Genomic DNA, 14,802 nt, shown 5'->3' with positions numbered 1-14,802 from the left:
AGGTGATCTGGGTACCAAGTGTCGTTTCGGCTGGACGTTGTCGTTGCGCTTCCCGTCGTGCTTTCCGGATTGGCATTCGCTGCCTTCCCGGGGCGTCACTGGAAGCCGTCCGTGCGCTCCTCAGGTTGGTAGATCGTCACCAACTCCCCGCGCGCCTGGAAGTTTGAAAAGCTCGGAAGCGGACCCGCAGGTTTCATCTAACCGACCAACATGAGGCGCGTGCGCATCTTTTGACGAAGCATCGCCCGCGTGACGGACGGATCGCACAGGATGAACTCAACCATGGCTATGACGTCATCCCGAGTGTCTCTGCAGTGGGGACTCTCGTATGCGGCAAGCAGGCGTTGAGCTTCTTCTACGGCGGCCACCAAGACCTCAGCATCCGTTTTCACCTTGACCTCCATCCACTTGACGCCATCCTCGCCAGTATCCCTCGGATCGGTTCGCCGCTCGCCACTTGCAGCCGGACGCAGCAGCGGGTTACGAATAAGCCATGCGAACGGGCGGTACCGTACAAGAGCGCTCATGCGCCGACAGGATGACGCTGTGGCAATCACAGGACATTAATCTCAACCGCGCTGCATCCGAAACGACGATCCCAGCCCTTCGGCAGCTGATCACTCCCTCTCGCGCCATCTCTCCCAATGCGACAGTGACCCCTGCGCGCCGGACCGCGAGCGCGTTCGCGATGTAGCTGTGCGTGAAGGGAACTTCTCGCGATCCGAGCCTGTCGCTGGCGACAACTAGCCATCGGGCAAGGCGCTGGTGCAAGGTGTGCCGGGAGTTGCAGGCGGAGAGCTGAGAGCTGTGGATCAGGATCGCCTGCACGTATCCCAGGAGCAGCCTTTCGAGCTCGGCGTCTCGCTTGATCAACGCGATCAACTCGTCGCAATGAATGCGCAGCGCCTGACCTTGGACCTGCACGCTGCACCGATGTGGCGACACGCGCATGCCGAGGATCAACGGCACTCCAACGAAATCTTTCCTTCCGAGTGTGTGGATCTCAACCGGCAAGCAGTCGCCCGCCCGCGTCGTGACCGAACATCCGCCGCTCTCGATGAAGTAGGCAAAACGAAGAGGAATGCCGCGGTCATAGAGTACCTGACGCTTTCCCAACGGTACCCTCTCGCACTTATCGAGCAGGGACTGGCGCGAGCGCTCCGATAGCCGCGAGATTAGTTCGTTGCAGCTGAGGTCGACGCACTGGTCCTGATGAGTCGGCCGTTTCACATCAAACGCATCACTCTCAATAAACGGCCGCATTAATGGATGTTCCATGTCAAGCCCAATTCTGGACCGCAACTACGATTGTCTGTAGCATGGGGCAGATCGGGCGAACCCGGGAGTCAGGGTGACCGTCCGCGCTGTCAGGAAAACCCTGACGACCAGAACACGAAGGAAGCTGCGGGACGTGAGCGTTTCGTTGTCACATTCGGCTCCTGCTCACAGGGAAGCGCGAAGCTCGACTGCACGGAGCGCAGCACGCCGCCCGCTGGCGCTCGTCTTCATTGCAGCAGCGATGCCGCTGGCTCTGTTCGCCGGCTGGGTCGTGTTTCTGAACGCCCAGCAGCAACGCAGTCATTCACAGGCTGCAGCCGTCGAGACTCTCGACAACGTGGTCGGTCGGCTTGCCTCGGAAATCAGCTTGCAGCTCGAAATAGCCGAGACGATCGCGGCCTCCGCTACGCTGGATAAACCAGATCTCGATGCATTCTACCGAGAGGCGACGCGCGTCAATGAGGCGAGGACACTTTGGGAAACGATTCAGCTGGTCGACGCCGGGGGCAATCAGGTGCTGGACGTGACCCGTCCCCTCGCGGACGGAATGCGGGTGATAGCCGATCGGGAGAACTTCGAGCAGATCCTGAAGACGCGCAAGCCGGCGATCGGCGGAATCGGACCCCCGAGCCCGATCACGGGCAAACGAGTTGTTGCGGTAAGGGCCCCTGTTGAACGCGACGGGCAGTTGAAGTTCGTTCTCACGGTGGCCCTCGTCCCGGATGCGGTGAGCCAGATATTGCAAAGCGCCGGGGCCCCGGCGGGCTGGGTCGGTTTCGTCGTCGATGCGAAGGGTAACATAGTCGCTCGTACCGTCGGCGAGCAATCCGAGCTCGGTCAATCCGCCAGCGCCACCGTGCGCCAGGCGATCGCCGCAGCGCCGCAAGGAAGCTATGTCAAGAGGACCCCCACCGGCGAACAGGTCGATTCGATTTACAAGCTCATACCCGGCACAAGTGGCTGGTCGGTCCATTTCGGAATACCGACGCAAGAGCTCAATGGCCCAGTTCAACGATCGGCCATCTTTCTGGCCGGGGGCGGGGTCCTGAGCTTCGTCCTGGCATTGACCTTGGCTTGGTACACGATCCGTGACATTTCTCTTCGCCGACGCGAGCAGGAGGCGCAGGCCGCTTTGGCACTCAGCGCCAGTGAAGAGCAGCGCAGGCTTACGATTGATGCCGCAGACCTCGGCGTGTTCAGCTGGAACTTCGCAACCAGGGAAGCGCTCGTGTCGCCTCGTGCGCGAGAGATGTTGCAGATGGGCGGCTCCTCTGACGGCGACACCAGTTTGCCCATCGATCGGATGCTGAACTGCATCGAGCCCGCCGACCAGCAGCAGTTTGAATCTTCGTTCATGGGATGTCGTTCAGGAAACGTCGCGATTGCTGATTTTCGAACCGCTCCTCCACACAGTCGGTGGTTACGTGCCAGCGGGCGCCTGTCCCGGCTCGACCAGAACAACCCGGATGTCGTCTATGGTGTCATTCTGGATATCGATGAAACAAAACGGGCCGAGCTCGAGCGGCAGCGACTGCTCCGCCGTCTTTCGGAAGCAGAGGAAAATGAACGCCGTCGCATCGCGCGCGAGCTTCACGATCAAATCGGCCAGACGATCACGGGCCTCCTTCTGGGGCTCAAAAACCTGGAGCAGTTTCTCGGCGCAAGTCAAAAGCGCAAGGTCGGGCTGGAGAAGCTCAACTGGCTCCAAGGACTGGCCAGAGAAATTGGCCGCGACATCCATCAAGTCGCATCCGATCTTCGGCCGACGGCTCTTGACGATCTCGGGCTCTACAAGGCGCTCGAGGCATTCTGCGCCGAGATCCAGCGGCGGTTCGGGATTAGCGTGGATTTCCAGCATTTGGGCGGAAGGGAACGTCTCGCCCAGGACGTCGAAATTGCCGCCTACCGCGCAGTCCAGGAGGCTGTAAACAATGTGGTCAAGCACGCGAAGGCGCGAAACGTCAGCGTGGTGGTCGACCGGCGCGCGGCAGAGCTGCGGATCGTCGTCGAAGACGATGGAAACGGATTCGACCTTCAAGAGTTCTCGACCAGTGATGCCCGCCACGCAAAGCTCGGCCTCTCGGTCATCGAGGAGCGCCTCACGCTTCTGGGTGGATCTTTAGCGATCGAGTCTGAGCCGGGCCGTGGCACTTCCCTTTTCATGAGAGTTCCCGTGCCAGCAGAGGAGATGGGCTATGTGCCCGATCCGGATCACGTTAACTGACGATCATCCGCTCGTCCTGGCTGGAATGAAAGCGCTGCTGCAGGCGGTGGAGGATATCGAGATCGTGGGGGAAGCAACGGATGGACAGACGGCCCTCGACATTATTCGGCAGGTCACGCCGGACATCGCCATTCTGGACATCTCGCTTCCCGGCATCAGCGGCCTCGAAGTCGCTCGCACAGTCGCAGCGCAGCTTCCTCAGGTTCGTCTGTTGGCGTTGACCGTTCACGAGGACCACGCCTACGTCCAGCCCATGCTTCAGGCAGGAGCCCGGGGTTATCTCCTCAAGCGCTCTGCGGCAGATGAGCTCGAGCGGGCGGTGAGGGCGATCGCCAGTGGAGGCCTGTATCTGGATCCCGCAATCGCGGAGAAGGCCCTTCCTTCTTCTGCCGGCGCTCATCCGTCTGCCGGGACAACTGCCAGTGAGCTGACGCCCCGGGAGAGCGAAGTCCTGCGCTTCATCGCCCAAGGCTTCAGCAACAAGGAAATTGCCAACCAGCTGAGCATCAGCATCAAGACCGTGGAAACCTACAAGGCAAGAGCCGTGGAAAAGCTCGGGCTGTTCACGCGTGCCGACATTGTTCGCTACGGCGTCGCGGTGGGCTGGCTGAACCAGGCAGGCACGGGTACCGCCCTCTGAGCTACGATCCACATCGCGCCCACGGGACATTCGGCGCATGTCAGGATTATCCCGTCAGACATCAACTGTTCTCCCGACTGTGCGACGAGCTGTCGCCCACTACGGTATCGTTGGTGCACTGGCCGACCAAGTTCTCCCTCACGGGAGGCCGCGACTCGTTCTGGTGCGCGCAAGTTCGGCGGATCGCTCGATGGTGGAGGTTGATATGAGAAACGTACTCTTTCGAGGACGCGCCGGCCGGCAACTGTTTGCGCAGTATCGGCAGCTGCCTCGGCTCAGAGCAAAAGCAGGTTCGCGAGCAGACGCCCGCACAGCCCGGACCACCGGGATGGCCCTTGCCTGCGTGTACGTCGCCTGCTTGCTGCTATCCGCGTATGCAATGGCTTGATCGACGGCTACATGGTGCCGGCTGCGACGGTACCGCACATCCAGGCCTGAGCTCCCTGCGGGAGCGCAAAGCAGAAATGGTTCCCTGAATGGACGGCAGTCTGCTACTACTCGTCTTCGTCGCGGCGCTCTCCGCGCTCGGCCTCGCGGCGCTGGAAGTCGCGGCCCGACGATCATCTGGAAGTACGTTCGGCGGTAAGCCTCAAACGACCAGGGTTAAGCGGCCCCTGGACTGATTCGTCCTCACTGAATTTACGCAGAGGTTGGTCGTCTCTGTACGGGTCGCGCCGACACGAGGGCAAATCGCGACCTCGCACCCTATCTGAACTCTTTCATCTCCCGAATGGACCGGGGAGTGAAAGGCCACTATCAATTGTGCCAGGGTCTTGGCCGCAGACGCTTGCCTTCATGGACGCGGCAACGTCAGACGTCCAGCCACTGAAAGTGGAGTTCGGCTGTGCTTTCGCTCATGGATATTGCGGCCGTTCTCTTGACGCTGTCCGCGGTATTTGGCTGGCTCAATCACAAATTCCTGCCTTTGTCTCGCAGCGTGGGACTTCTGGTGATAAGCGTCACGGCGTCGCTGTTTCTCATAGGCTTGGACGCGGCAATTCCCACCGTTCATCTTCTCGAACGGCTTTCGGAGGGTCTCCGCCAGATCGATTTCGCAGAGATCGTTGTGAACGGGATGCTCGCGTTTCTTCTGTTCGCCGGCGCACTGCATGTGGATCTGGAGACCCTGAGGAGCCGCGCCGCTCCTGTGTTCATTTTGGCCGTATTCGGAACTGCGATTTCAACGGCGACCGTTGGCCTTCTGTTTTGGTGCATCTGCAGCCTCATGGAAATACCCATGTCGCTGCCCTGGGCCCTCGTCTTCGGCGCCTTGATCAGCCCGACAGATCCCGTCGCCGTCCTGAGCACACTTCGCAACACTAACGTACCGAGCGAACTCAAGATCGAAACTGAAGGCGAAGCACTGTTTAACGACGGCGTCGGCATCGTCCTGTTCACGATCTTGCTTCGATTTGCGAGCTCCGAGGGAGGCGCGCATGTTTCGAGCACGGAGGTCGCCGAATTGCTCATCCGCGAAGCTGGTGGTGGGATCGTGCTGGGCTTGCTGACGGGTTATGTCGCGTATCGCGCGATGCGGCTCATCGATGACTACGCGATCGAAGTATTGATCTCGCTCGCTCTTGTCACCGGAACCTATGCGATTGCGCTCCACTTGCACGTCAGTGGGCCGCTGTCCATGGTGGCGGCAGGCCTCCTCATCGGGGATCGAGGACCGCGCTATGCGATGAGTGAGCAGACACAAAGTTATCTTTTCGCACTCTGGACGCTCATTGACGAAATTCTCAATTCAGTCCTGTTCTTACTAATTGGGCTGGAGACGCTGATCCTGCGCTTTGATCTTCGCAGCTTCGGTCTTGCGGCATCGACTGTGCCAATCGTTCTTTTCGCTCGCTTCGTTTCGGTTGCAGTGCAGCCTTTCCTGTTCGGATGGACGCGGCTTCTCTCAATGCGCAACGCGCCCTTTTTGACGTGGGCCGGTGTTCGTGGCGGGATTTCTGTTGCACTTGCCTTGTCACTGCCGGATGGCCCGGCGAAAGCCGCCATTCTCGCCTCGACCTATGCTGTCGTTTTGTTCAGCATCATTGTCCAAGGATCGACCCTGGGCTGGGTTACGAAACGCACGGTCCGATAAACGCCCCGACAAGCAGGTCCCGCTTCAATCGTACAGAGGTCGCGGGTGTTTGCGCCCAGAGAAATCCTGGGCCATTGCCGCGGCCGCCACCGCCAAGTTCGACGGCAGCGAAAGCGTTAGAAATAGCACGATAACAATGATCGGGATATCGCCCCGGGTCGCTATCAGCGTACCATGACGTTGCTGGCGAACGCGAGGCTCATCTAATGTGCGAGGCTGGGCCGCGCTTCTTCGCAAGCGCTCATGCACCGGCGGCACGCGTCGGCGCAGATCCTGCAATGTTCGTGCATCTCAGCGTGTTTTTCGCATTCCTCGGCGCAGAGCCGGCACGCCGCGGCGCAGGCATCGAGCATTCTGCGGATCATCTCCTCGTCCGACCCGGTTCGGCGGGTGGCGATCCTCCCGGTGATGTTGCAGATGTCGGCGCAGTCCATATTCAGCCGGATGCATTGGGTTAGGGATTGTACCTTGTCTTCCCCGAGACACGCGTCCGCACAGGACGTGCATGTCTGTGCGCAGGAGTAGCACTCCTCGATGCAGCGAATGAGAGCGTCGTTTGTATTTCCGCGAACCTGCGGATGCGTGCTGATCATTGCTTGGGCTTGCATTGAACTCTCCATCGTTCCCTGCCGGCCTTTCCAATCGGCGGGCGCAGGAATGGTTTCTAGTTCTGCGGAGGTTGGCAGCTAAACCCCCGCTGCCCGGCGCGGCTACGCCCGATCGCGCCGGGCACTTCGTGAGGGCGGCCCATCACCACCGATGGTGCGCGCGGATCACTCCATGATGATTCCGGTGATGTCGTGGCGCCCACCCGTAGCTGTGTCGCCACGGGTGCGCACGCCGGACTCCATAGCCCCACGGCCTCGGTGCGGACCAGCCGTAGCTGTAGCGCCAGGGGCGTGGGCCCCAAGCATAGGGTTGCGGTCCCCAGCCGTAGCCACCCCAATAAGGTGTGTAGCTGTACGCCGGATAGTAACCGCCATAACCGTATGGATAGCGGTACCCGTAGAGAGGCCTGTACCCCGCATAGTAATGAGGAGTGGCAATCGCTGAGCCGATCAATGCGCCCGTCGCCAATCCGGCGCCGATGCCCCAACCGCCACGCCAGTGAACCCGTGTGAGACCATCACGCACGACCGACCTCTGCTCAGCAGAGTTCGCCGCCGCCGAGAGCGCTGTCAAGGGTGCAGCCTGAATGCCGGCAGGCGAAATGGCTATCAGCCCCGTGAGAGAAAGAGCGAGTGTGATTTGACGCATGTCTGGCTCCTGTCACCTTCAGAATGCGGTCAACCAAAGCCCGCTACCTTGGTTTCCAGGGTTAGGGAGGTCGGGATACGAGATGTACGGCAGTGTACAGACTTTGTCGGGCATCGGAGCCCGCCAGCCCTTAACGTCGCGCCGGCGACGTCTTCGATCTGCCGCGTGGGGCTTCTCCGACGTGCCCACACGAGTTTTCATGAAAATTGTGCATGCAGCGAAATGAGGCTTGCGCACGGGCGATGTCGCCGCAGCCGCGAGGTTCATCAGCCTAGCGTTACGCTGATCGAGGCTCGGCCCCAGACCCGGGACATTTCACAGCCGACCAAAACAGTTGGCCGGCCCTCGTTGAAGGCCGGCCTCCCTCTCGGCGATCGTGCGTCTCTTATTTTCTAGACCGCGTCCCATTTGCTCATAAAAGCCACCCCGTCTCAAGCCAAGCAATCGGACCAAACGCGCGAACTTCAATTTAGTCGGTACGCTGCCGCACGAAAACGGAGGTGCTATACCCCCGAAAGAGCCTTGCTGCGCGGCAACTAGATGCGCCTTGAGAGCATTCCAAAAAAGCGTCATGCATCAGCCCAGCTGAAGACTTTCGAAGTTTAGAGGCAATCGTTCGTCGTGGGGCGCTCCGATGCCGCTGTGGATCGGCAAGCTGCCTCTGGAAGTTGGTACGTGACCGTACATCCGCTCGTTCGCAAAGACATTCGTGGATTGTCCAGTCTCTCCAATGTGGCAGAATCAAGCATGGAAATGTTCGCCGACCGAAGGCAGTGGCCGCGGGCCCGTTTTGGAGCCGCAGCGTTGAGCTCAGAAGGTGGTCAATGCGCCAGTATTCTCAGCCGATCGACCGCAACTTCCGCATGAAAGCCTTGCAGGCCGCCCTGCGGGAGGTGGGGCGGCCTCTACTCCCTGCATCTTTTGTAGGAACTCTAACCGGCCTGGCAGCTTGGCTCTTCATTGCACGATTCACAACATCCAGCGGCAGCTCACTTGCCATCTTCGTTGCTGTGACGTTCATGGGCGCTTACTTGCTTGTAGAGCGTCAGGAGCTCAGGTTTAAGCGCGCCCTGGAGCGAGAGCTCAGAAAGACGGGAGGGTCTCAACCAGGGCGTGAAGAGAGCGATCGCACCTATCGCTGTCCTTCCGATGAAACCGGCAGAGATCCTCAGAGCCAGGGTTAGCCGCGTGCGCGGCAACTTTCTTCCCCAAAGGCAGAATGCGACACTTCCTGGAATGACCCCGGATGGTAAAGCGGGGCGGATCGCTCTCTACGAGCCGGTGAGACGATCCCCCTAGGGACCGCCCCGCATGTCCGCCTCGATGCCAGGAGTCGCGCGTTCGTCGAAGCGTGACCGATAGGCCTGAAGATTCTCCATCACGCGTTGCACGTAAATGCGCGTCTCGGTGAACGGGATACGCTCGACCCAGTCGATGACGTCCACGCTCGGATCTCGGGGATCGCCGTAGCGTGCGATCCATTGTTTGACGCGCCCACGGCCTGCGTTGTAGCCGACCAGAACGAGGACGTGGTTCCCATCATATGTCTTGAGAAGATCTGCGAGCTCGGCGGATCCGAGTTGTATGTTGTAGGCTGGATCGCTTCGCAGCCGCCCGGGCTCAAATGCGATACCCAGCCGGCGGGCGATCGTTTGGCCTGCTGCGGGCGTCACCTGCATCAATCCCGACGCTTTTGCCGTCGATTGCGCGCCCTTGTCGAAAGCGCTTTCCGCCCGCGCCACGGCGTAGACGAGACTTGCAGCTGGCTTCGGGCCGATGGAGGCGGGGTAGGGCAGGCCGAAATTGGGAAACGCATACCGATCCAGCGCAAAGCCGCGCGCCAGCGCCCCCTTGCTGACCGCGAGGGTCGCGCGCGCATCCCGCCTCTTAGCGAGGCGTTCGGCGATGATCGTCAGCAGTCCGATGTCGGCCGTACGGCCAAGGTCGGCGACGAACGGGATCGCCAGATCGCTGTTGCCAGTCGCGTAGAGCAGTTCGACTGCGCGAACGAGATCGCTTCTGGAAAGGCTTGCGCGCTCTGCTGGACCGAGGCTTGGCGGTCGAGGCAATGAAACGTCGCGACGTCCTAATCGGGCGTTTGCCAGTTGCCCGTAATACGTCGCGGCGCGTCTCGATGCGGCGGCATAATGGCCGCGCGCTTTCTCCAGATCACCGCCCGCCTCTGCAGCTCGTCCCAGCCAGTACGCCGCGCGTGCGAGCGAGGTGGGATGAGTCGTCGTCCTCGCGATTCGCGCGAAATGCCGTATGGCCAGATGGGGGTCATTCAGAAATCGCAGCGCGATCCACCCCGCCGTGAACGTCTGGTCGACACGGAGAGACTCTCCCTGGAAGGAGAAGCGGCGTCGCGCGCAATTCGGTAGGCGATCTGCGCCTTGCCGTCATCGAGTAATCGACGCACCAGGATGCGGCGCTCGACCCACCAGACGTCGGCATTGTCGGAAACGGATGCTCGAAGTCTCGCCGAAAGCATAAGTTGAGCGGCCTCCGCAATGCGGTCCTTGCGGCGAAGCCACTGGATGCGCGTGAAGAGGTAAGCGGGCTCAATGCGCGCTGTCGGCGCTACTGCGTCGAGCAAGGCGCCGCTGGCGCCGGCATTCTGGATGACGGCTGCCCGCGCCTTCACGATTCCTCGGTCGTTTGCCGTGAGGCGGCTCGCCGCACGCAGCGCCCCCGTGATGTCGTCCGCGTACAGGCGAGATTCCATGCGAGCCCTGTGATCGGACGCTGTGAGCAGGTGCCCGAACCGCGCCAGCACTTGCACCTCTGACTGCGCGGAGAGGCTGCCATTGCGCCAGGCGGATTGGACGTATTGTCGGGCCGCGGCCTGATCGCCGCGCTCCGACGATGCTCGTGCGAGCGCGAGCTTGCCCAGCGGCCCCAACGGTTTACGCTCGGAGAAGAACATGAGCACGGTTTCGGCCCCGTGCGGCTCGAACCACAGCCTGGCTTCTGCGCGTCGGCGGAAACGATCGAGGCCGGGCCAAGACGGATTGGCGCGAATGAATGACGCGTAGCGTTGGAAGTCGATCGCATCGTCGTCCGAACGCAGAATCACCCACTCCGCCAGTTTACGGCTTGCACGGTCACGAATTCTACCACTGCGTGCCGTCGCCATCTCCGTCTTCCCGCGACGGGCAAGACCGATGGTCTCTTTCAAGTCGTCGACCCCTGTGGACGCCCGCGTCGGCTGTTGAGCGAAGCGCAAATCGGGAGACTGGTTCCGAGAGGTCGCAGCAGGCGGCAAGGAGAGTGCCGCCTTCCCCGACGACGGTAAACGGCCGATCGTATCGGGAGCATCGGAGGTCGGGGCGCTCTGATGCGGCAAAGACCGGCTTCGTTTCATTGGCGACGGGGTGGTCTGCGCGAGCAGCACGCGCTCTGAGCTGCAGGCACGAGAGCTGGAGTGGAACGCCGCCGGCGGCGTCTTTCCGTGCGCTTCGGTGTCGAAGAGAACGACCGAACCGGCAGCCAGCAGCATCATGCGGACAAGCAGCGAAATATGAGTGATACGACTGCGCGACATCGGCGGCATGGAGGTCTTCCCGGGAGGTGAGGAGCCGAAACGATCGAGTGCAACGGTGAACGACGGCAGAAACTTGGCGAGCCCGGAGAGATGGTTAACTACGGTGCATGTGGCGAGCATCGTTTTCGACTCCATCTCGCGCTTGGTTCTCTACCGTACAAATCTCGAGCGCAAATCTGGTATCCACCGGGTTATGCAGATGTCGCGCACCGGCGTCGAAGAGCTTTGAAGAGATTGGCCTCGCAACCATCCGCTCGCTCACCGCGCGGTGTCGCACGATCATCGGGAGAAGGTTTGGCCTTGAAGGCATTGGAACGATCAGAGTCGCAGAATTGGAACATATCAAAGCGGCGGCCATCGCAGAGGTCGATCATCGCAGCAGGGAGCGTCTTATCGATCCTGCTCGGTAGCCCGTTCGGCTCGGCGTCCGGTTCCGGGCATGTCGAACGGAGCGGCCTTCCGATTCCCCGCTTCGCCTCCGTGAAGAGCAAGCCTGCCAACGTTCGCGCAGGACCCGGCATCGGCTATCCGCTGCGATGGACCTTCGTTCGCCGCCATCTTCCCGTGGAGGTACTCGCAGAGTACGGAAATTGGCGGCGCATTCGCGACGCCGATGGTGAGGAGGGTTGGATGCTGGGCGCATTGCTGTCCGGCCGGAGGACCGCGTTGGTTGCTCCTTGGTCTGCAGCGAAGTCGGTCCGTCTTCGAAACCGCTCAAAGCCGAATTCGGCCGTCAACGCCGTCGTCGAGCCGCGCGTCCTCGTGATGGTGGATACCTGTACCGGCGTGTGGTGTTACGTTCGAGCAGACACTTCCGCAGGCTACGTTCGGCAGACGAGATTGTGGGGCGTGTATCCCGGCGAAAAGTTCTGACGCGCTGCAGATCGTGCGACTGATCGGCGCAACGCAGTCTGCAAGACGGTATCGTTCATCTCGTATTCACCGGCTGACGCAACACTGACGATGGGGGCATCTTGTAAGGGAACTTCATGAATAAACTCGCTCATGGTCTCGCTATTGCCGTCCTGCTCGCGCTCGGCACACTCTCGGTTCCAGCCAATGCGGCGCCGGCGAGTCCGATTGCTCCGGCGGCAGCGTCCGACCTGGTGCAAGCGCAGTATCAACGCCACTATCACCATCACCATCGATATCATTCCCGGAAAGTGTGCAAGCTGCGCACCGTCGTCAAACGCGGCCCTCACGGCCGCCGCGTCGTCACTCGCGTGCGTGTTTGTCGGTAAATATCGCCTCGATGGGCTGCTACACGCGGCAGCCCATCTCGCTGCTGCGTTATCTCGGGGCCGCATCGTGCGCCGTCCGGTCCCAGTCGGGCTGAAGGTGAACTATCGTCAGGAGAAACCTGACGGGGCCCAAACCACCTGGATCGGCCGGAGCTGAGATGATGACTGGGTACGAAGTTAGTCGCTGGACCGTTCTTTGGCACGGCAGCGAACCATTCGCTAAGAGCACCTAGAACTTCGAGCGCCCTGAGCGATTAACGTACGGTGACGCTGGATCGCAGGAGCGCTGGAATGCAAGCAAAGAGCAGGATTCCTCTTCTGATTCTCATCGGTACAATCTCAAGCTCCCTTCTGTCTGGCCCCGCACGGGCAGAGACGGCAACATCAACTGCGGCGGAGCAGCCGGCGCATTCGCAGTTCGCCAACACGGTGTACGACGGGTATCGAGCGTCCCGCCTGCTCGGAAGTCCAGTGTTCTCCCTGAAAGGTGAGTATCTGGGAGCCGTCCGAAACGTGACCATGGCAGACGACGGGCAGATTGTTTACTTGCTGGTCGAAGGCCTTCGGACCAAGAATGAGCCGGAGTTTATCTCCCGAATTCCGTTTGAGCGCGTACTGCGTCCGCTTCACCAAGGCGCTATCGTGGCCGACTTTTCCGATTTGAGGTCGCGAGAATACGGCCTCTTCACCGAGCCTGGTACCGCACAGGCCGAGCCTCACGAGTTCTTGATCTCAAAAGTCATCGGAGACTACGCGCGGCTGCAGGCAGGACAGGGCTACGGCTATGTCTCCGATCTCGTCTTCGACCGCGGCGGAAAGCTCGCTGCCGTCGTGATATCCCGCGAAGCGGCCGCGGGCGGAGGGACCTATGCCTTCCCTTACCCGGGCCAAACCGGACGTTGGAGCCCGAAGCTGAGCTATTACGGCCTGCCGTACGTCACGGCAGACCAAGCCAACAAAGCAGGTTTGCGGCTCGACTTGAAGGAATTTCAGGACTCGTGAGCAGCCAAGCATCCGCGTGGCTATCTTCGGCGATACGGAGGCGCTTGGTACAAGAGCGAACTCATGTAGCCCCGTTTCGGCGCGGCAAAAGTCCTCCCTCTCTGAAGCCTGCACTTGGGGCGTGGCTGCATCAGAGTACTCCAAAAGGACGTGGCAAGAGGTGAGGGTAAGGCTGGCGATTTCTCGAAGGTGCATGCTCCACTGGCGCGCGAGGCGAGGTGGCAGGGTCTGCCATTAAGATGGTGGTCGGATCGATCGTGGCGCTCGCTGCCAGCATCGAGATCTGAGCTGGCTCGTCTGAAATCTATTCTCCGGTTCAGTCACGATCTCGTGGACCAGCCGGGCTGCGAGCGGGGTTGGTAGGATCCTTCGCCAAACCTTCGAGCCGGGCCAGGCGCCTCGAGATGTTCGGGATCGAGGAAGGGCCCATGTCGATAGAAGCCACGCGCGAATTATATGCACGTGTGGCTCCGACCTGGATCGATCTCGCAAAGACAGCGATCGCGGCGTAGTTCATGATCTGGCGCCGCAACGCTTCAAGACGGCTCGTCATCACCGGGTGATAGTCGGGCGCAGCCAGGACGTCGTTGATGAACGACCGCAAGGACGCCAATCACGAGCGCGGCGCCACAGACGCAGAGGCCAACCCAAACGCCGAGCACCGCCATGAGAAGCCCGTCGGTCTGTGAGAAGAAATCCGGCGATATACCGATCGACGCGGCGACGCCGATCGCCGTCGCGAACAGCCGGAAGCCGGCCTTCTCCAGGCCTTGGCCGCGCGTCGGCAAGGCGAGGATTGCGACTGTGATTGCGGCTGACGAGGGCACCTCCAACTGCAGCCAGAAGCTGGCGTAGAGGGCCAGGAGACAAGTCAGCCAGGCACGAATGGCGAAAGCCCAGGAGTTCGCGGAAACTCCGGCGAGGAGTTGCGGGCGCGCTTCGATCGCATTGACGGCCTTCGCTTGCATCGTTGCGTCGCCCCATGGCGGCCGAGCTGAGCTGCAGCCCCGCCGATCTGTCGAATGGGTGCACTATGAAGCTCTCGTCGGACCCGTATTTCCGGTCCATCAGTCGGCTTGCAGGAACGCACGTCGCGCAATGTGAGGCCGGCGAGCCGGGAGGCAGGCTATTGGGCCGCGTGGCCTGCCATCGCCTCTTCGAGGCAGCGAATGATCTCGTCGCCGCCGGTCGGCTTGCTGAGACAGCAATGGGCGCCCGCGGCCAACACGCGCTGACGGACCGCATCGGTGGGAAAGGCGGTCATGAAGATGATCGGAAACCGCCGGCCAGCCTCGACCAGCCTCGCCTGCAGTTCATCGCCCGTCATCACCGGCATCTGGACGTCGACGATCATGCATGACGGATCTTCGCTTTGCCGATTCAGGAAATCGATGGCGGACTCATAGGTCGAGGCCTCGTAGCCGATAGAGCGGACGAGGCTCGCCAGCGACGTGCGCACGGCCTCGTCGTCGTCCACGATTGCGATAACAGGGATATTTGCCATCAGCTCCGTCCTGAACCGCC

The 14,802-nt window shown here is 61.1% G+C and carries 11 protein-coding genes; 5 read left to right on the top strand and 6 right to left on the bottom strand.

What is annotated here, in order from left to right; all coding sequences use genetic code 11:
- Window positions 1–480: 480 nt before the first annotated feature.
- The gene (locus AC3WLX_RS09465; protein ID WP_291618053.1) at window positions 481–1,116 is read right to left on the bottom strand and encodes a Crp/Fnr family transcriptional regulator; all 636 of its coding nucleotides are present in this window, start codon (window positions 1,114–1,116) and stop codon (window positions 481–483) included.
- A 295-nt stretch (window positions 1,117–1,411) separates the two neighbouring features.
- Between AC3WLX_RS09465 and AC3WLX_RS09460 the strand changes: the two genes are divergently transcribed.
- The 3 genes from AC3WLX_RS09460 to AC3WLX_RS09450 all read left to right on the top strand — a co-directional run bounded on the left by AC3WLX_RS09460 (window position 1,412) and on the right by AC3WLX_RS09450 (window position 6,234).
- A complete protein-coding gene (locus AC3WLX_RS09460) occupies window positions 1,412–3,502 on the top strand; it encodes a sensor histidine kinase (RefSeq protein WP_492335627.1) in 2,091 nt (696 codons plus the stop codon).
- A complete protein-coding gene (locus tag AC3WLX_RS09455) occupies window positions 3,474–4,142 on the top strand; it encodes a response regulator (RefSeq protein ID WP_492335626.1) in 669 nt (222 codons plus the stop codon). The genes AC3WLX_RS09460 and AC3WLX_RS09455 overlap by 29 nt, the downstream gene beginning before the upstream one ends.
- A gap of 844 nt (window positions 4,143–4,986) precedes the next feature.
- Window positions 4,987–6,234, top strand: a complete 1,248-nt coding sequence (locus tag AC3WLX_RS09450) for a cation:proton antiporter (protein ID WP_492335625.1) — start codon at window positions 4,987–4,989, stop codon at window positions 6,232–6,234.
- A 203-nt stretch (window positions 6,235–6,437) separates the two neighbouring features.
- On the opposite strand, the gene AC3WLX_RS09445 is transcribed toward AC3WLX_RS09450, so the two are convergent.
- From AC3WLX_RS09445 to AC3WLX_RS09435, 3 genes are all read right to left on the bottom strand, one after another.
- Entirely contained in the window at window positions 6,438–6,854 is a 417-nt protein-coding gene (locus AC3WLX_RS09445; protein ID WP_291618042.1) for a four-helix bundle copper-binding protein, read from the bottom strand.
- Window positions 6,855–8,786: 1,932 nt separating this feature from the next.
- Window positions 8,787–9,560 (bottom strand): lytic transglycosylase domain-containing protein, encoded by a 774-nt coding sequence (locus tag AC3WLX_RS09440; protein WP_492335624.1) that lies wholly within the window; start codon window positions 9,558–9,560, stop codon window positions 8,787–8,789.
- A gap of 215 nt (window positions 9,561–9,775) precedes the next feature.
- The gene (locus AC3WLX_RS09435) at window positions 9,776–11,155 is read right to left on the bottom strand and encodes a hypothetical protein (protein ID WP_492335623.1); all 1,380 of its coding nucleotides are present in this window, start codon (window positions 11,153–11,155) and stop codon (window positions 9,776–9,778) included.
- Window positions 11,156–11,329: 174 nt separating this feature from the next.
- Here AC3WLX_RS09435 and AC3WLX_RS09430 point away from each other — a divergent pair, with 174 nt between their 5' ends.
- Both AC3WLX_RS09430 and AC3WLX_RS09425 read left to right on the top strand, forming a co-directional pair.
- Window positions 11,330–11,908 carry an SH3 domain-containing protein gene (locus AC3WLX_RS09430; protein WP_492335622.1) on the top strand — a complete coding sequence of 193 codons (579 nt, stop codon included), beginning with the start codon at window positions 11,330–11,332 and terminating at the stop codon, window positions 11,906–11,908.
- A gap of 659 nt (window positions 11,909–12,567) precedes the next feature.
- Window positions 12,568–13,278 (top strand): PRC-barrel domain-containing protein, encoded by a 711-nt coding sequence (locus tag AC3WLX_RS09425; RefSeq protein WP_492335621.1) that lies wholly within the window; start codon window positions 12,568–12,570, stop codon window positions 13,276–13,278.
- 536 nt (window positions 13,279–13,814) lie between these two features.
- Here AC3WLX_RS09425 and AC3WLX_RS09420 read toward each other — a convergent pair.
- Together AC3WLX_RS09420 and AC3WLX_RS09415 are read right to left on the bottom strand one after the other, a co-directional pair.
- Window positions 13,815–14,246, bottom strand: coding sequence for an FUSC family protein (locus AC3WLX_RS09420; protein WP_492335620.1), 432 nt, complete (start codon window positions 14,244–14,246; stop codon window positions 13,815–13,817).
- Window positions 14,247–14,404: 158 nt separating this feature from the next.
- Window positions 14,405–14,782, bottom strand: a complete 378-nt coding sequence (locus tag AC3WLX_RS09415) for a response regulator transcription factor (RefSeq protein ID WP_492335619.1) — start codon at window positions 14,780–14,782, stop codon at window positions 14,405–14,407.
- Window positions 14,783–14,802 lie beyond the last annotated feature (20 nt).

The sequence above is a fragment of the Bradyrhizobium sp. FW305-F6 genome (assembly GCF_058782905.1).
The sequence above is the reverse complement of the archived record's forward strand: the minus strand, read 5'-3'. Positions and strand labels throughout refer to the sequence as shown.